This window comes from Streptomyces sp. NBC_01460 (genome assembly GCF_036227405.1).
Taxonomy (GTDB): Bacteria; Actinomycetota; Actinomycetes; order Streptomycetales; family Streptomycetaceae; genus Streptomyces.
The window spans coordinates 2,425,531-2,442,776 of record NZ_CP109473.1; the positions used below are offsets into that span (position 1 = coordinate 2,425,531).

12 protein-coding genes are annotated in these 17,246 nt (G+C 74.4%); all 12 read right to left on the reverse strand.

The genetic code is table 11. The annotated features are described in order from the left end of the window. Positions 1–21: 21 nt before the first annotated feature. The 12 genes from OG488_RS10830 to OG488_RS10885 all read right to left on the reverse strand — a co-directional run bounded on the left by OG488_RS10830 (position 22) and on the right by OG488_RS10885 (position 17,246). Positions 22–279 carry an acyl carrier protein gene (locus tag OG488_RS10830; protein WP_329228195.1) on the reverse strand — a complete coding sequence of 86 codons (258 nt, stop codon included), beginning with the start codon at positions 277–279 and terminating at the stop codon, positions 22–24. Next, on the reverse strand, positions 266–4,144 hold the full coding sequence (locus OG488_RS10835) for a non-ribosomal peptide synthetase (protein ID WP_329228197.1): 3,879 nt from the start codon (positions 4,142–4,144) through the stop codon (positions 266–268). The genes OG488_RS10830 and OG488_RS10835 overlap by 14 nt, the downstream gene beginning before the upstream one ends. 1 nt (position 4,145) lies before the next feature. Beyond that, positions 4,146–5,303 (reverse strand): alanine racemase, encoded by a 1,158-nt coding sequence (locus tag OG488_RS10840; protein ID WP_329228199.1) that lies wholly within the window; start codon positions 5,301–5,303, stop codon positions 4,146–4,148. Further along, positions 5,296–8,418, reverse strand: coding sequence for an AMP-binding protein (locus tag OG488_RS10845; protein ID WP_329228201.1), 3,123 nt, complete (start codon positions 8,416–8,418; stop codon positions 5,296–5,298). Before OG488_RS10845 ends, OG488_RS10840 begins: the two co-directional genes overlap by 8 nt. Then, complete coding sequence (locus tag OG488_RS10850; protein ID WP_329228203.1) at positions 8,415–9,059, reverse strand: FMN-binding negative transcriptional regulator; 645 nt, start codon at positions 9,057–9,059, stop codon at positions 8,415–8,417. The genes OG488_RS10845 and OG488_RS10850 overlap by 4 nt, the downstream gene beginning before the upstream one ends. Next, positions 9,059–10,252, reverse strand: a complete 1,194-nt coding sequence (locus OG488_RS10855; protein ID WP_329228205.1) for an acyl-CoA dehydrogenase family protein — start codon at positions 10,250–10,252, stop codon at positions 9,059–9,061. The genes OG488_RS10850 and OG488_RS10855 overlap by 1 nt, the downstream gene beginning before the upstream one ends. After that, positions 10,249–11,724 (reverse strand): class I adenylate-forming enzyme family protein, encoded by a 1,476-nt coding sequence (locus OG488_RS10860; RefSeq protein WP_329228207.1) that lies wholly within the window; start codon positions 11,722–11,724, stop codon positions 10,249–10,251. Before OG488_RS10860 ends, OG488_RS10855 begins: the two co-directional genes overlap by 4 nt. A gap of 88 nt (positions 11,725–11,812) precedes the next feature. Then, entirely contained in the window at positions 11,813–13,270 is a 1,458-nt protein-coding gene (locus tag OG488_RS10865) for an MFS transporter (RefSeq protein ID WP_329228209.1), read from the reverse strand. A gap of 127 nt (positions 13,271–13,397) precedes the next feature. After that, positions 13,398–13,928: a flavin reductase family protein gene (locus OG488_RS10870; protein WP_329228211.1), complete on the reverse strand. Its 531-nt coding sequence runs from the start codon at positions 13,926–13,928 to the stop codon at positions 13,398–13,400. Then, positions 13,925–14,893 carry an acyl carrier protein gene (locus OG488_RS10875; RefSeq protein WP_329228213.1) on the reverse strand — a complete coding sequence of 323 codons (969 nt, stop codon included), beginning with the start codon at positions 14,891–14,893 and terminating at the stop codon, positions 13,925–13,927. Before OG488_RS10875 ends, OG488_RS10870 begins: the two co-directional genes overlap by 4 nt. Next, positions 14,890–16,218 (reverse strand): condensation domain-containing protein, encoded by a 1,329-nt coding sequence (locus OG488_RS10880; protein ID WP_329228215.1) that lies wholly within the window; start codon positions 16,216–16,218, stop codon positions 14,890–14,892. Before OG488_RS10880 ends, OG488_RS10875 begins: the two co-directional genes overlap by 4 nt. After that, a complete protein-coding gene (locus tag OG488_RS10885; RefSeq protein ID WP_329228217.1) occupies positions 16,215–17,246 on the reverse strand; it encodes a MupA/Atu3671 family FMN-dependent luciferase-like monooxygenase in 1,032 nt (343 codons plus the stop codon). The genes OG488_RS10880 and OG488_RS10885 overlap by 4 nt, the downstream gene beginning before the upstream one ends.

Genomic DNA, 17,246 nt, shown 5'->3' on the forward strand with positions numbered 1-17,246 from the left:
GGGCTCTCGCGGACGGCCTGTTCAGCCGGACGGGCGGGTGAGCCGGGCCGTGCGGGTGATCTCGGCCGCGAGGCGCTCCACCGTCGCCGGCTCGGCGAACAGGGGCTCCGTCTCCAGGTCCACGTCGAACCTGTCCTCCAGGGCGGACAGGATCTGGATCAGGGTGGCCGAGTTGACCCCGGCGCTGATCAGGTCGAGGCCGGGGCGGTCCCTGAGCCGCGGGAAGCCGTGCGCCGTCAACTCCTCGTGGATCGCGGCGCGTACCTCAGACTCGGTCATCGCTCTTCGCTCCTTCGATCGCGTCGGCGATCCGTCGGGTGTGGTGCTCACGGACCAGGTCGAAGTGCCCGCCGGCCAGCACCGTGACGTCCTCGCGGCGGGCGACCCGGGCCCAGGCGGCGGGGTCCGGTTCGGCGGGCCCGTCGGCGGCACGGAATTCGACCAGGGGTACGTCGGCCGGCGGCGGTGCCCAGTCGCGCAGCAGCGTCAGGTTCTGCCGGTAGACCTCGAACCTGGTGCCGAGCTCCGTGTCCTCGGCCGCCCGCGCGGGGTCGACGCGTACGCCGCTGGTCTCCCGCACGTCCCGCAGGAACCCCTCCAGCGCCGGTTCGTCCGTCCGGTCGCCCCGGCCGTGCGCGGACCCCGAGGCGGGGGTGTCCAGCAGCACGACACGCGCCACGGCCGTGCCGCAGGCACGGGCGGCCTCGAAGGCCAGTGCTCCGCCGAAGGACCACCCGGCGAGGACGAGGGGCACCCCGTCGGTCAGCGCCGTGCCGGGCAGCTCCCGCAGACAGCGCCGGGAGAGCGCGGCGAGCGAGCCGTGGCCCTCGTCGGAGTCGGGCAGGGGCGTGTCCAGGCCGACGACGTGCACGTCGATGTCGCCCGCGAGCTCCCGGACCAGTCCGGAGTAGCAGGACGCCCCGCCGCCCACCGGCGGGAACAGGACCAGCCGCAGCCGGGGGGCGGCGGCGGCCCGCGGCTGATGCGTCCAGACGCCCGGTGTTCCCGACGCGCGGGTCCCCCGGCAGAGACCGGCCAGCCCTGCCACCGTGGGACGGGCCATGAACGCCCCGAACTGCACGGTGCGGCCGAACCTGCCGCGCAGCAGCGAGAGCAGCCGGATCGCGTCGTACGAACCTCCGCCCGCCTCGAAGAAGGACTCCTCGCCCGGGGGCGCGCCGAGGACTTCCTGCCAGCAGCCCGCGATCTCCTGGGTGTACAGGTCCTGGCCCTGCGGCTGCGGCATGTCCCGGGGCCCCGAAACCGGACCGTTCCCGGCGCTCCGTGGCAGCGGCAGCGCCGCCAGCCCGCGGCGGTCCAGCTTGCCGTTGCCGTTCAGCGGGAGCTCTTCGAGCGGGACCAGGAACTCGGGCAGCATGTAGGGCGGCAGCGTGTCCTCGAGCGCCTCGGACACGTCCTCGCGCCAGCTGTCGGGCGCGTCGGCGGCGAGGGTGACGTAGGCGACGAGCTTCCTGCGTCGCCCCTCGCCCCGGACGCAGACGGCGCCGCGGACGACGGCGGGCGTGCTCTCCAGACGGTGCTCGATCTCCCCGAGCTCCACCCGGTGGCCGTTGAGTTTGACCTGGCCGTCGGTGCGCCCCAGGAATTCGACCACCCCGCCGGGGTGACGGCGTCCGCGGTCCCCCGTGCGGTAGAGCGTGCCGTGCACGGCGTCGGGGAGGAACGCGGCGGCGGTCTTCTCCGAGTCGTTCGCGTAGCCCTCGGCGAGGCCCGCGCCGGCGATGTGGATCTCGCCGATCTGCCAGGGCGGGCAGACGTTCCGCTCGGCGTCCAGGACGAGGACGTCCTGGCCCGGGAGGGCCCTGCCGTAGGGGATGGAACGGCCCGTGCGGTCCGCCTCCGTCACCCGGTGGCTGATCGACCAGATCGCGCCCTCCGTCGCCCCGCCCAGGCTGACGACCTCCGAGCCCGGGGCGAGGCGTTCGAGCGCCCCCGGCAGGGTCAGCGGAATCCAGTCGCCGCTCAGCAGGAACGCCCGCACCGACGGCACGGCGTGGTCCTCCTCCGCCAGGAGCGAGGCCAGAGCCGGAGCGGAGTTCCACAGGGTCACCCCGTGCCGGACGGCGAGCTCGGCCCACCGCTCGGGGTTCCGGGCGCTCTCCGGCGAGAGCATCACGACGGAGCCGCCGCGCAGCAGCGGGCCGAAGATGTCGTACACCGAGAGGTCGAAGCCGATCGAGGAGACCGACAGCACGCGGTCCTTCGCCGTGACGCCGAACTCCTCGTTGACCGCGTCGATCGTGTTGAGGACCGCCGCGTGCGAGAGGATCACGCCCTTGGGCTCACCGGTCGAGCCCGAGGTGAAGATGACGTACGCCGTGGGGCCGGACGCCGCGTGCGGCATGTCCTCACGGGGCGCGGCCGGGCCGGCCGGCAGCGGCAGCGGGTGCACGCCGCGCGCGGTCCAGCGCGCGTCGCCGGCCGGCCGTCCGTCGGTGACCGCGAAGCGGACGTCGCCGCGGCGCGCGATGCTGTCGAGGCGGCCGTGCGGGGTGTCGTGGTCCAGCGGTACGTAGACGCACCCGGCGATCAGGCTGCCCAGGACGGCGATCACCTGCCCGCGTCCCCTGGGGAGGTGGACGGCCACCCGGTCCCCGCTCCTGGCACCGGCCGCGCCCAGTCTCCCGGCCACCGCCCCGGCCAGGGCGGCCAGTTCGGCGTAGCTCAGGCTGCCCGCCGCGTCGTGCACGGCGGTCGCGTCGGGGTGCGCGGCCGCGGTCCGCAGGAAGCGGCCGTGCAGGGTCGCGGGGCGGGAGGCGGGGCGGGTCTCCTCGATGGCGGCAGTCCTGGCCGCCGCGCCGGCCACCGGGGTGCGTGCCGGTGGAGCCGTCCAGGTGTCGGCCGCATCGGCCAGCGCGGTCACGAGGTCCGCGCACCGTGCCACGAAGTCCTCGGCGAAGCCGGGGTCGAAGGCATCCGTCCGCCAGTCGAAGCCCAGCCGGACGGAGCCGTCGGATTCCATGATCACCTGGTGGTCGATGAGCACCTGCGGCACCCGCAGCTGGACCTCGTCCCAGCGGCGGCGCAGTCCCAGGGCGCCCTCGCCCGCGCCGTCGGCCTCCAGCGCGGTGAAGGCGAAGGGGTGGGAGAGCCGGCTCGGACCGGCCGCGGGGTCGGCGAGCCGTGCGATCCGCGCCCCGTCCAGCGACCCGTGCATCGCCTGGGTCAGGTAGCCGCTCTGCACGGCCCGCGCGATCTCGGCGAAGCTCCCGCCGTTGGTGGCCGGAATCTCCAGGGGCATGGTGGTGCCCCGGTTGCCCAGGGTGGTGGCGGCCGGCTCGGCGGTCCGCAGGGAGCGCAGCACCGTGACCGTGTGGGGGCAGCCACCGCCGAGGCGGCCGAGGACCACGCCGTAGACCGCGAGATGGACCATCGCGGGGGTGAGCCCGTGGGTGCGCGCGTGGTCGCGCACGCGCCGCGCCGTCGCCGCGTCGACCGTGACCATGCGGTGGGTCACCCGCGGTCCGGCCCGGCGCCACCCGGGCCGGAGCGGCAGCTCCGCGGGGCCGGGGAGGGCCGCGGCCCGCTCGCGCCAGAACCGTTCGTCGCGTGCCGAGCGGTCACGACGCGCCCGCCGCTCCCCCGGTTCTCCGGCCACCGGGGTCCGGGGGCCGCCCTCCGCGTCGATGCCTTGCCCTGCGGCCAGTCCGGTGAGGAACACGGCGAGCGACGCCCCGTCCATCAGCCACAGCGAGTAGACGAGGTGCAGCCGGGCCCGGTCGGTGGTGCGCACCACCGTGACCTCGAACTGCGGCCAGTCGCCGAAGGCGAACCCGTCCGCCGTGCAGGCCTGCCGGACCTCCTCGTTCGCCCCGTCGAAGCCGGCGTCGTCGGTCCGGCGGACGTCCACGTCGATGTGGCGCGCCGCGTCCCGGGACAGGGTCCGCACCGCCAGGCCGGCGGACACTCCGGTGCGGAGGATCTCGTTGTTCCGCACCAGGGCGCGCAGCCGGGCGCCGGTCTCGGCGACCCGGTCCGTGCTCAGGTCGCAGCTCAGGTAGTACCGTGCGGGCCCGCTCAGTTCGAGTCCGTCCTGGCCGCCCACCAGGTAGGCGCGCTGGATCGGGCTCAGGGTCGGCTGCGCGGCCGCCTCCGGGGGCGTCTGCGTCATGGTGTCGCGCATCTCAGTAGACGATCTCTCTCACCTGGTCGCGGCTCAGGAAGCCGCTGGGGCTGAAGCTGGGGCCGTAGGCGCCGACGCCCTCGAGGAGGAGCAGGTCACCGGCCTCCACCTCAGGCAGCGGCACGTTCTCGGCCAGCACGTCGAGCTGCGAGCACAGCGGACCGGTGACCCAGGCCGGGGACGTCGCCGCGCCGGGCCGCGCGCCCACCACCCGTACACGGGGTTCGCCCCGGTCGCCTCCGGCGATCAGCCGGCTCGCGATGAACACGTGGTTGATCCCGGCGTCCACGAGGACGTAGCGGCGATCCCCGACGGTCTTGGTGTCGAGCACCGCGGTCAGCAGACTCCCCGCGGGGCCGACGACGGACCGCCCGTACTCGCAGACGAGGGGCAGCCGGTCCTCGGCGTCGGCTCCGGCCAGGCCCGCCCAGTCCACCTCCGGGTCTCCGTCGCACCACGGCATGGCGATACCGCCGCCGATGGAGACGAAGTCCACCGTCAGCCCGAACCGTTCCACGCACTCCAGCGCCTGCTCCGTCATGCTCGCGCGCGCGGCCCGGATGACGCCGGCGTCCGCGTGCTGCGACCCCCAGAACAGCTGGAGCCCCGCGACGGACAGCGCGGAGGCGCGCAGGACGTCCACGACCTCGGCGAGGTCCTCCCGCGCCACACCGAAGTGGTTGAGCGACGGCTCGGCCCCCACGACGCGCCCCGGGTAAGGCGTGTTCAACCTGATGACGGCCCGCCCCGGGACACCGAGCTCCGCCGCCGCCCCGGCGAACAGGCGGGCCTGGTTCGGCGACTCGACGGTCACCGCGACGCCTGCGGCGAGCGCCGCGGCTGCCTCCTCCGGGGACTTCGCGGGGCCGGTGAACAGCACGTCGCGCGGTGGCACACCGGTGTTCAGGGCCGTCTCCAGCTCCGTGAGCGAACAGACGTCGAAGCCGTCCACCAGGGGGGCCAGGGCCTGTACGACGCCTGGATGCGGGTTGGCCTTCAGCGAGTAGTACAGGCCCGCTCCCGGCGCCGAGGCCGCGCGGACCCGCGCGACGGCGGCGCGCAGTGCCTCGCGGCTGTAGACGTACACCGGTGTCCCGCCGGCCCGCCGGGCGAGCAGCCGTGCCTCGCCGTCGGCCGGCGTGACGATGTCCTTACGCACCCGTGGTCCTCTCTGCTCCGCACAGTGCGGCGACGACGTTCTCGTGCACCCGGTCGATCACATCGGGTCGGTCCACCGCTATTTCCTGCCGGTAGTAGTAGGTCAGCGCCATCTCGGCGGCCGACATCTGGAGCTCTCCCTGCAGCTGGTAGCGCAGCTCGCGGCCGAGCGGGCGCGGGCTCCAGTCCCCCAGGTCGCGGACGCGCAGGCCGCGCCGTCGCGGGTGCTGGTTGAAGAGCACCGTCGAGAACGGGAAGCACTCCGCGTCGGCGAGACCGGCGTCGGCGGCCCGCTGGTCGAACTCCCAGGAGCCGGCGGCCGCTCCGGCGTCCAGCTGGCGGGCGAACTCGCGCGCCCGCTCGTCCAGGTCGTCCGGCCCCTGGGCGCGCACGACGAGCTGGCTGGTGAACATGCCCGCGGCGCCGGAGCGCGTGCCGTGCCGCACCTGGACGGGCACGACCACGGTGAGCGGGCCGAGGCCGAAGGTCCGCGCGACGGCCGCCTCGTAGGCGGCGAGCACCACGGCGAAGACCGAGACGCCGCTCCTCGCGGCGATCCGGTGGGCGGCACGGGTGCCGGTGAGCCCGAAAGGACGGGAGAGCAGCATTCCGGCGCGGCCGTCCGTGCTCCGGGCCGCCGGCAGTTCGACCTGTGCGGCGCCCTTGAGCAGGTCGTTCCAGTACCCGGCTTCCGGTGCGTACGGCAGCGCGATCCGTTCGGTCGCCCGGCAGTAGTCCCGGTAGCTCCGGGGTGCCGGTGCGTCGCCGAGCGGCTCTCCGCACAGGATCGAGCGGAGTTCACCGACGAGCAGGTCCAGGCTCAGCCCGTCGACGAAGAGGTGGTGGACCACGACCAGTACGGAGGTCAGGCCGGCGCCCTGGACGACGACGAGGCGCAGGGGCGGTGGGGCGGTGGGGTCGAGAAGCTCCGACACCGCCCGGACCCGGGCCTGCTGGACCCGCGCCCGGTGGTCCACGGCGGTCCCGCCGTCCGGTGGTGCGTCGCGGTGCAGGGTGACCGGGCAGCTCACGGCGGCGGCCGGGGTGTGCGTCTGCCGTGTCCCGTCCGGGGTGAGCGCGAGACGCAGCACGTCGTGCCGGGCGATGAGCACGTCGGCGGCGGCCCGCACCTCGGCCGGTGTCACGGTCCGGTCGAACAGCGTCTCCCGGGAGATGTTGCACCAGTTGGCGTTGCCGTCCGCCATGCACAGGGCCTGGTACGCCCACTGCCGGGTGGACAGCGGATGGCTGCCGGTGTCCTCGGCGGTGTCGTGCCGGGCCCCGGTGTCCGGGCCGGGCGCCGGTCCGGCGAGGGCGGCTGGGCCGCGCGTGCGCTCGATCATCCGGGTGAGCGAGGCGATGTCCCGGTGGCGGAAGCAGTCCTGCACCGAGAGGCGCACCCCGAAGCGCCGGTCGACCTCCAGGACGAACTCCATCAGGTCCAGCGAGGTGAGACCGGCGTCGACGAGGGCGGTCGTCGGGGGAAGGCCGTCGTCGAGGCGGAGCAGGGCGCGCAGCGTCCCGGCGACATCGGTCTCCTGCCCGGACACGGCGTCTCCGGGGCGCGCCGTCCGCCCGGACGCGGCGTCTCCTGGACGGGCCTCCCGTGCGGGGTCCGCGTCGGCCCGTGACGCGGTCAGCGCCATCCGGTCGACCTTCCCGCTGCGCAGGAGCGGCAGTTCGGCCCGCGGATGGACCCCGGGCCGCGGCAGTCCGAGCCGCTGGGCGATCCCGTGCACGGCCGGCTCCAGCGACGACGTCCGTCCCTCGGCCGGACCCGCGACCGAGACGAACGCCTGCGGCCCGTCCCGGTCGACGACCACGCACTGGCGTACGCCGGGCAGCGCCTCCACCTCGTCCACGAACCGGTGGAAGGAGACCCGCCGGCCGGCCATCTTCAGGTCGTTCCCGACCCTGCCGGCGATCACCAACTCGCCCTGGGGCGTGAAGAATCCGTTGTCGCCGGTCCGCAGCACCGTGCCCATCGGCCGCACCGGGAACGTCCCGGGTTCCGGGCCGTCGCCCTCACCGAGCACCCCCAGGGCGGGCAGCGGCGAGGTGACGATCACCTCCCCGCATCCGTCGGCGTCCGGCTCCTCGACGGCCACCGATATCCCCGGCCGGGGGCGCCCGACGGGCACCCCGTGCGCGGGGCTCCCGGTGGCGGCACCGGCGTCGCGCCGGAACAGCTGGGACAGGGTCCCCTCGGTCGTCCCGTACAGGTTCACCCACTCGGCCCGCGGTGCCAGTTCGGCCCACCGGGCGACGACGCGGGGCGGCAGCACCTCACCGGCGAAGAACCCCAGCCGCAGCGCGTCGAGGCGGAGCGCGTCGGCGTGCAGGACGTCGGCGATCCGCCGTGCGAGCGAGGGGACGAGGAACAGGGTCGTGGCCCCGCTCGACGCCAGGTACCGTGCGAGCTCCCTCAGGTCCAGCTGGGCGTCGGGAGCGGGCAGGCACAGTGTGCCGCCGACCGCGAGCACGGCGAGGAGCTCACGCAGGGACGGGTCGAAGTTGACCCGGGTGACGGCGGCGCAGACGTCCGCGCCGTCGAGCGCGAACTCCTCCGTGAACCAGGAGAGGAAGGCGTTCAGCCCGGTGCGGCTGCCGACGACCGCCTTGGGGGCGCCCGTCGACCCGGACGTGGGGATGAGGTAGCCGGCGTCGGCGCTCGCGTGGCGCCGCACCTCGCGCGGCACGCCCCGGACGGCGGTGTCCAGGACGACCCGTCCGGTGGCCGCAGCCAGCACGTACTCGTCGGCCGGTAGCGCCCCCCGGTAGTGGTGGACGGTGGAGACGTCGCTGCTGATGACGGCCGACGGCTGTGCCATGCGCTCGGTCCACGCGTACTGCTCGGGCGTCAGGCCGGCGTCGACCGGCACCGGGACCGCGCCGCACCGCAGGGCGGCGAGGAGTCCGACGACGTAGGCCGGACTCAGCGGGCCGTGGACCAGCACATGGGTGCGTGGCGCGCGGCGCTCCACGAGGACGCCCGTGAGCGCGTCGACGGCGGCGGCGAGTCCGGCGTACGTCAGCCGGTGACCGCACCATTCGACGGCGACGCGGTCGCTCGGTACGAGGGGCAGGAACCGCCCCGGCCGGTCAGGTCCGGTCATGAGGCCGGGCACCCGCCGCCGGTGGTGGTCGGAGGCTCCAGGACCAGCCGTGCCAGCTCCCGCACGGCGCTGTCGGCGTCGGACCGCAGCGCCTCGGCCAGCGTGTCCGTGCCGCCCTTGCGCTGGTTGAGCCGGAAGCACGACGTGAGCCGCAGGTCGCGCAGCCGGAAGCCGACGATGCCCTTCAGGTACCCCTCGCTGAGGTTCGCCGGGATCTCGTCCAGGGACCACGGCGGGCCCTCGACCGCGCGCCTCTGCAGCCGGTCGATCATCAGCTCCACGTCGGCACGGGTCCGTGGGGCGTCGCTGAGCTCCAGCCGGCCCCGGATCTCGACCGCGCAGTACAGCCAGGTCGGGATCCGGCTGCGGGTGCCGAACCATTCGGCGGGGACGTAGGTGTCCGGGCCGAGCACGGTGATCGTGGCGGGGGCGCCGGTGCCGAAGACCTCGGACATGTCGTTGGCCCTGGCCACGTGCCCGGCGACGAACAGCTCCCCGTCCTCGTCGGAGCGCAGGTCGACGGGGAGCGGCGAGGTGAAGATCTCACCGGCGTGGTGCGTGGCCAGGACGCCGAAGGACTTGGCCCGCACGAAGGCGCACATGGCGGGCAGCGGGAGGCTGAAGTGTTCGCGCGTGTACATCAGTTCCGATCCCTCACGTCCGGGGCCAGGTCCTCCAGGCCGATGCCCTCGCGGGCGCCGCGCTGCGGCGGGTGGAAGGCGATCGCGTTGAGCGAGCCGGCGAGCAGGGCGTGGAAGCAGGTGCGGGCGAACGACCCGCCTCCCGCCGCGCGGAGCAGCTGACCGCCGTACCCGGCCAGCTGGTCCTCCACGAGATCCCGTGCGCGCGTCGCGGCGTCGAGCTGCCCGGCGGCGTCGGCTCCCGCGTCGACCGCGCGTGCCGCCTCGGTCAGCACGGCTTCGAGGCGGCGGATCCCCGCGGCCGCGTCGGTCCAGGCACGGGAGCCGGCCCGCCGCTCCTCGGGGGTGGCCTCGGCCAGACAGCAGGCGACGCCCAGGTAGGAGGCGCTGATCAGCAGCTGGAACCAGGTGTAGCAGTCGGTGGCGAAGCGGCGGCCGGCCTCCCCGAGCAGCGGGAACACCCGCTCCCGCGAAACCCGGACCCCGTTCAGCCGCACGGCGTGGCTCTCCGCCGCCCGGAAGGCGGGGCTCTGCCAGAACGGTTCACGCTCCAGCCCCTGTGCGTGGGCGTCCACGAAGGCCTGCGCGTATCCCTCGGGCGTTCCGTCGGGCGCGCGCAGCTCCACCATCAGCGACATCGTGTCCATGCTGGTGGACAGCGAGCAGGGCCGCTTCAGGCCGGTGACGCGATATCCGTCGGCGCCGCGCACGGCGTGGCTGCCCAGGCTCCGCAGGTCGCGTCCGGGCATCGACTCGGCTCCGCCCGAGGCGATGAGCTGGGCGTCCTCGGCGAGTTCGGCGAGGATGGCGGCGGCCCGCCCGTCACCGGCGGCGGCCACCCGGCCCAGCGCGGCGATCTTGTAGTGGTGCATGGTCGTGGCGATGGCAGCGGACGGCGCGAGCGTGCCGAGCGCGACCTGGAAGCGCACCGCCTCCACCGCCGACGCCCCGCGGCCGCCGCAGGCCGACGGGATCAGCAGGGTGGTGGCGCGGAACCGCTTGAGCGCCGCGAACACGGGGCTTGAGTCCTGTTCGTACTCCACCGCCGTACCGGTCGCCAGCGCGGCGTGCAGCCCGTCCGCCATGGCGTCGAGCCTCTCCGGGACGTCGGGTACGACCCCGGGCCGGCCTTCCGGCCACCGGGCCCCTCCCCGCACACCGTCCGGTGCGGCCTGTGTGGCGCCGTCGATCACGTGGCATCCCTCTCTTCCGTGTCCAGGAGCTCACGCACCGCGGCGTAGTCCGTCTTGCCGAGCGCCGTCCGCGGCAGCGCCGCGGCGAACTCGTACCTCTGGGGCAGTTGGCAGGAGCGCAGGCGCTCACCGAGCCGCCGGCGCGTCGCGTCCGGATCGAACTCCGGGCCGGTGACGAGCAGCGCGGCGACGCGTTCGGTGGTCCGGAGGTCCGGGACGCCGACGACGGCGCAGTCGAGCACCCCGGGGCAGGCGCGCAGGGCGTCCTCGACCTCGAGCGGACCGACCTTCTCCCCGGCCACGTTGATGAAGGCGGCGTGCCGGCCGAGCACGTACCAGCCCTCCGGCTCGACCCGGACGAGGTCGCGGGTGCGCAGCCATCCGTCCTCGAACATCTCGGCGGTGGCCTCGGCGTCGCGGTAGTAGCCCCGGGCCAGCGCGGGGCCCCGTACGGAGAGCTCGTAGGCGGGACCGGCCGCCGCCTCCGGGGAACGCACCGGGTCGAGGCGGTACTCCACACCGGCGATGGGCCTTCCGATGGAACCGTTGCCGGCGTAGTCCCGGTCGAAGCAGATGACGGCGATCTCCGAGAGGCCGTACACCTGGCGCAGGGGCAGGCCGTAGTGGCCGAGGAAGCTCTCCTGGGTGTCCGTGGCCAGGGGTGCGCTGCCGGAGACGGCGAGCCGCAGCGAGCCGAGCGCCGTGGCGGGTACGCCCCGCGCCTCGGTGAGCATCCGGTACATGACGGGCAGCCCGCTCATCACCGTGATCGCGTGGCGCTGGACGCACCGGGCCAGACCCCGGCCGGTGAGCCGGCCGCCGTGCGCGAACACGACGGTGGCACCGGTCAGGAGGGCCGGCAGGGTCAGGACGTCGATGCCGTGGCAGTGCCACAGGGGCAGGGCGCACAGCACCACGTCGGCCGGGACCAGTTCCGTCTCGCCGGCCCACAGCCGGACCCTCGCCAGGACCGCGGCCTGACTCATCACGATGCCCTTGGGCCGGCCGGTCGAGCCCGACGTGCAGTGGACCACGAAGTCGTCGGACGCGTAGCCGTGCTCCCCGGTCCGCGGCGCGCCCGCCGGTTCCAGCGCGAAGGCGCCGGGGCCCGCGCCGTCCACGGCCAGCCGGGCCAGGTCGAACTTCCGGGCGTCGCGGGCCCGTTGCCCGGTGGAGGCCCTGCCGTCGAGGAGGACCGTCACCGTGTTCAGCTTGGCGGCGGCCAGGTAGACGGTGACGAAGGCCAACGGGTCCTGGGCCGCGAGGCCGAGGACCTCGCCGGGGGCGAGCCCCTCCGTGAGCCGCCCGGCCGCGTCCTCGACCGCGCCGAGCAGCGTCGCGTACGTCGCCTCCGACCCGTCGGGACCGATGACGGCCGTCGCACCGGGCCGGTCGAGGGCGACGGTCCGGAACGCGGCGTACACCGCGCCGGGGGCTCCTGCCGCGGACACCGCCGCGTCACGCCCGTCCATCGTTCCTCCCCTCGCGGTACGGACCGGACGGCCCGGGCGGGAGCCGGCCAGGTGCGGGGCTGCGCCCCGTACGTCGGACGACACCCCGTCAGCTCTTCACGGAGCGGGCGCGTCCCAGGCCGAAGGCGACCAGGGCCGCCGTGGCCAGGACGACCGCCGCGTCGATCGCCAGCACGGTGTGGACGCCCGACAGCCGGTCCGAGGTCGTCGTCGCCACGACGCCGAGCAGCGGGATGCCCACGGTGATGCCGACCTGCTGGGTGGAGGTCACCAGTCCGGTCGCGAGCCCCTGCTCCTCGTCGGGCACGCCGGAGGTCACCGTCAGCCCGTAGGAGACGATCGCCCCGAGGTTGCAGACGCAGGCCAGCGCGAGGCAGAGCGCCGCCGGCCACACGCTCCAGCTCTCGGTCCCGATGACCAGCAGCCCGGCCACGGAGACGCCCTGCCCCGTGAGGGAGGCGACCAGGGTCCACCGGGCCCCCAGGAGGCCGAGGACCTTGGGGACGAAGCCGCCCGACACCGCGGCCGCCGTGCCCTGGAAGCCGAAGACCAGACCGGTCTGGAACGCCGAGAGCTCCAGCACCTCCTGGAGGTACAGGGTCATGGCGAAGACGACGGTGCTCATCATCGAGAAGGTGATCAGACCGCCCAGATTGCCCCAGGCCACCGTGCGGCGCTTCAGCATCGGCAGCGAGACCAGCGGTTCGGCCGTCCGGGACTCCACCAGGACGAACGCCGCCAGGAGCACCACGCCCGCGAAGAGCGCCACGATCACGTCGGTCCCGCCGAAGCCCCGGTCCGCGGCGGTCGACAGGGCGTAGATCAGGGCGAGCAGACCGCCGGTGACGGTGACGGCCCCCGGCACGTCCAGACGGGGCCGCTCGGGCCGCCGGGACTCGCTGAGCAGGGTGGGGGCGAGCGGCAGGACGATCAGGGCGAACAGGGCGAGCAGCGCCATCGTCGAGCGCCAGCCGAGGGTGTCGGTCAGGACGCCGCCCAGCACCATCCCGGTGGTGAAGCCGAGGGAGAGCAGCGTGCCGCTGATGCCCAGCGCCCGGTCACGCAGGGGGCCTTCGGGGAACGTGGTGGTCAGCAGCGACATGCCGGTCGGGACGATCGCCGCCGCGCCGACGCCCTGCAGGGCGCGTCCGGCGAGGAAGGAGGCGGGGTCCCAGGCGAAGGTCGCGAGAACCGAGGCCGCACCGAACAGGGCGAGTCCGGAGAGGAACAGCTTCCGGCGGCCGTACAGGTCCCCCATCCGCCCGAACAGCAGCAGGAACCCGCCGGAGGGCAGGGCGAACGCGGTGACCGCCCACTGCAGCTCCGCCTGTCCGAGGCCGAGGTCCGTACCGAGCTCCGGCAGGGCCACGTTCAGTACGGAGAAGTCGAGGGCGATCATGAACTGTGCGGCGCACAGCACGAAGAGGATCAGCCGGTCCCGGCGGGACAGCCGGGCGGGCGCCCCTGCGGGCGCTTCGGGGAGGGGCGCGGCGGGCCGGGGCGAGCCGTCCTCACGCGTGAGTTCGTCGTCGAGGTGCTGGGTCATGGTCTTCCTAGGGGACGGGGGCCGTGGCGGGCCGGGTGAGCCCGGCGGGCACGGCTGACAGGGGCGGGCGGGTGAGGTGTGCCGGTGGCCGGGACGAGCGGGCGGGAGCGCCCCGGGGCCGTGGCGGTCAGTCCGGCGCGACGGGCCTCAGGGTGCGGAAGGCGCCGCCCTCGAACACCAGGGGCGGTGCGTCCCGGAGCGTTCCGCAGCGCTCCACCGCGCCGATCGCGATGGCGTGGTCCCCCGCCTCGACGAACCGCACGAGGCGGCACGTGAAGTAGCCGATGGCTCCGGCCAGGACGAACCCGCCGGCCGACGGCGTGTCCGCCGGCCCGCTCCCCTCGGCGAAACCGCCCGTTCCCGTGGGCCGGTCGGGATCGGCGAACCACCGGGCCGCACGGTCCTGATCGGCCGCCAGTACGTTGACGACGAACGCACCGGACTCCTCGATGAGGCCACGGATGCGGGCCCCCTCCTTGACGGAGAACGACGCGAGGGGCGGGGTGAGCGACAGCGTGGTGAAGGAGCTCACCGTCATGCCGAGCACCGAGGCGCCCCGCCCGCTGGTCACCACCGTCACCCCGGCGGGCAGACAGCGGGCGGCGGCGCGCAGTTCGGCCGCGGTGACCGTGGCCGGTTCGACACCCGTGGTGCTCACAGGACCCCCTCCGCCCACTGCGGCAGCGGCTCGGCGCCGAGCAGGACGGCCGCGAGGTGCGAGACCCCCGCGCCGAAGAGGACGAACGAGTCGTCGCCCGCCGCCCCGCCCGGCGCGTCCTTCTCCTGCGCCAGCCGGTCCGCGAGGTTGATCAGCGGATCGCTGCCGAGGCAGTGGGCGATCCGGCCGACGTTGCCGAGCGACAGCCTGTCGCCGAGTCCCACCTCGGAGAGGTACAGCTTCAGGACGTTGCGGGCGAAGTTGCTGGGCAGCACGGACCGCACGGTGCCGAGGCCCGTTCCGGTCCGGTCACCGAGGCGTGCGAACAGCGCGCGGTGGGCGGTGATCCGGGACAGCAGCTGCTGCTGCGGCCCGCCGCCCAGGTTCAGTTCGGGTGCCGAGTGATGAGCCATGCCCAGGACGGGGAGCCCGGGCGCGGCGGCGGACACCAGGACCGACGCCGCGGCGTCGCTCGCGATCGCCGCACCGCCGGCCACGATCCGCGCCCCGCCGGTCGCCCGGTCGGCGAGGTCACCGGTGACCACCAGGACGTTGCGGGCCGTCCCGTCGCGCACGTAGGACGCCGCCGTGCCCACCGCGACCATGGCCGTGGCGCAGTCCATGAGCCCCATCGTGACCACGGTCGCCCGGTCGATGCCCGTCCCGTCGAGGAGTTCGGCCACGTCCCGGTGGGCGGTGCGGTCGCGCGGCAGTGAGTCCGTCGCCAGGATCACCATGTCGATGTCGGATCCCGGCACCCGTGCCTCGGCGAGCGTGCGTCCCACGGCGAGGGCCATGAGCTCGGTGACGTCGGCGTCCGACCAGCGGTAGGTGTGGAACCCGGCGGCGGGCGCGGTGAGTTCGGCGGCGGCCGCGGGGTCGGCCAGCAGCTCGGGCAGCTCCGCCACCGGATCGGCGCACTCGCCGAGCTCGTAGGCAGGGGCGCACAGCCGTGCGGTGATCACTGGTCCGCCTCCTGTGCCGCGGTGTGCGCCAGGGCCGTGAACCGCTCGGCGAGGCGGCGCACGGTGGCCTCGTCGTAGAGGCCGGTGTCGAACTCCAGCCATCCGGCGACCCCGTCCGGGCCCGGGTAGACGGCGAGGGTCAGGTCGAACCGCGCCGTGCCCTTGTCCAGGTCGGCGGTGGCGACCTCGGCGCCCTGGATCCGCCGCTCGTCCGCCCCGAGGTTGTCGAAGACGAAGACGGCGTCGAACAGCGGGTGCGTGCCGGCGACGCGCCGGCCGGCGTCTATCAGCTCGCCGGGGTACGAGGCGTGCTTCAGTCCGGCGCGGGTGGCGGTGCGCACGGCGCGGACCCGGTCCCGGTGGGACCCGGTGCCGCTGTTCCGCAGCCGTACCGGCAGGACGTTGAGCAGGTAGCCCACGACCGTGTCGGTGCCCGGCCGGTTCCGGCCCGTGGTGAAGGTGCCGAGCAGGGTGTCCTCGGTGCCGCCGAACTCCGCGAACGCGGCCCAGGCGACGGCCAGCCAGCCCGTGTAGGCAGTGGCGGCCTCCCTCTTCGCGGACGCCGCGACGGCGTCGGCGACGGACGCCGGCAGGGTGAACCCGACCCGCCCGCCGGTCCGCGGGGTCTGCTCGCCGCGGGGCCGGTCCGTCGGCAGCGGTGCGGGGGCGTCCGCGGTCTCGGCCGCCCAGTGGGCCGCGCCGGCCCGGCCGTCGGGGCCCCGCAGCCAGCTCGCCTGGTCGCGGACGAAGGCGCCGAACGGGCGGGAGGGGGCGGCCGCGCCGGTCTCCCTGGCCAGTTCGTCGAGCAGCAGCTCGAACGACCAGGCGTCGAAGACCAGGTTGTGCACGGCGACCAGCACCCACGCCAGGCCGGGTGCCGGCCCTTCGGCCAGGGCCACCCTGAGCAGCGGCCCGGCGGCCAGGTCGAACGGCTCCGCCGCGAGCCGCCCGGCCACGGCGTGCGCCTCGGCCTCGTCGGCGCAGCGGATCCGGGAGAGGCGGGGCGCCAGCTCCCGGTGGACGACGCGGCGCACCGTGCCGTCACCGGAGGTCTCGAAGGTCGTGCGCAGCGCCTCGTGGGCGGCCGCGAAGCCGCGCACCCGCTCGGCCAGGAGGCCGAGGTCGACCGGTGCTCCGGTGAGCCGGACGGCCTGGCACACCACGTCGACCGGGCGGCCGTCCACCTGGTGGTGCACCTGCCACAGGCGCAGCTGGCCCGGTGTCAGCTCACCGGTGTCCGGACCCTGCTGCGGCAGGGCGGCGCGGAGCCGGGCGCGTTGCTCCGGGCTGAGGGCCGCGAGGCGGGTCGCGAGCGCGTCACTCATGCGTACCGCCTGCGCAGCTCGTCGAGGTGGCTGAGGCTCTCCACGACGAGGTCCTCGTCGACGCCGAAGTCGATGAGGCAGGCGATCTCGGTGACGCCCATCCCCTTGAACCGGTCGACGACGGCGCCGCAGGAGTCCGGGGTGCCGAGCAGGGCCCCCTTCTCGAAGTACTTCTCGAAGGCGAACTCGATCAGCTGGTCCTGGTCGCTCTGCGTCATGTCGCGTACGCCGGCGCCCGGTGCGAGGTTCTTCTTCTGCGAGTCGATGACGGTGAAGAAGGAGCGCAGGTAGTCGCTGAAGGGCTCCCGGACCGTCTCGCGGACCTCGTCGAGGTCGTCCCCGATGAAGGTGTGGAGCATCAGCGTGACGGTGACGCCCTCCGGGTCGTGCCCGTACTCCTGGAGGGTCTTGAAGTACAGCGCGAGCTTCTCCTCCAGCTCCTCGTTGGTCATGTCGATGAGCGCGGTCAGGACGTTGCAGCCGAGCCGGCCCGCGGCCTCGAAGGTCTCCGGGCTCTTGCTGCAGGTGAGCCAGATCGGCAGCTCGGGCTGGACGGGCTGCGGGTGCAGCTCCACCTCGACGTGGTTGCCCAGGCCGTCCTGTACGTAGACCGGCGCCCCCTCCCACAGTTCGCGCAGGGTGGTGACGGCGTCGAAGGTGCGGCGGCGCCGGTCCTCCCAGCCCGTCGGGTTGATGGCGAAGTCGACCGGGCTGAAGCCGGTCGCCAGGGCGATGCCGGCGCGTCCCCGCGAGAGGTTGTCCACGACGGACCACTCCTCGGCGACCCGGATCGGGCTGTGCAGCGGGAGGATGACGCTGCCGGCCCGGATCTGGAGACGCTGGGTGGTCATGGCCAGGCCGGCCCCGAGCACCGACGGGTTCGGGTACAGGCCGCCGAACCGGTGGAAGTGCCGTTCCGGCGTCCAGATCGCGGTGAAGCCGTTCTCGTCGGCGTACTTGGCCGCGTCCAGGACGAACCGGTACTTGTTCTTCTCGTCTCCCGAGAAGAAGATCAGACTGAAGTCCAC

What these genes read in the sequence shown, in the direction of transcription:
- OG488_RS10880 (WP_329228215.1), bottom strand. Translation starts at nt 16,218, where the DNA reads ATGAGTGACGCGCTCGCGACCCGCCTCGCGGCCCTCAGCCCGGAGCAA.
- OG488_RS10830 (WP_329228195.1), bottom strand. Translation starts at nt 279, where the DNA reads ATGACCGAGTCTGAGGTACGCGCCGCGATCCACGAGGAGTTGACGGCG.
- OG488_RS10845 (WP_329228201.1), bottom strand. Translation starts at nt 8,418, where the DNA reads ATGACCGGACCTGACCGGCCGGGGCGGTTCCTGCCCCTCGTACCGAGC.
- OG488_RS10835 (WP_329228197.1), bottom strand. Translation starts at nt 4,144, where the DNA reads ATGCGCGACACCATGACGCAGACGCCCCCGGAGGCGGCCGCGCAGCCG.
- OG488_RS10865 (WP_329228209.1), bottom strand. Translation starts at nt 13,270, where the DNA reads ATGACCCAGCACCTCGACGACGAACTCACGCGTGAGGACGGCTCGCCC.
- OG488_RS10850 (WP_329228203.1), bottom strand. Translation starts at nt 9,059, where the DNA reads ATGTACACGCGCGAACACTTCAGCCTCCCGCTGCCCGCCATGTGCGCC.
- OG488_RS10860 (WP_329228207.1), bottom strand. Translation starts at nt 11,724, where the DNA reads ATGGACGGGCGTGACGCGGCGGTGTCCGCGGCAGGAGCCCCCGGCGCG.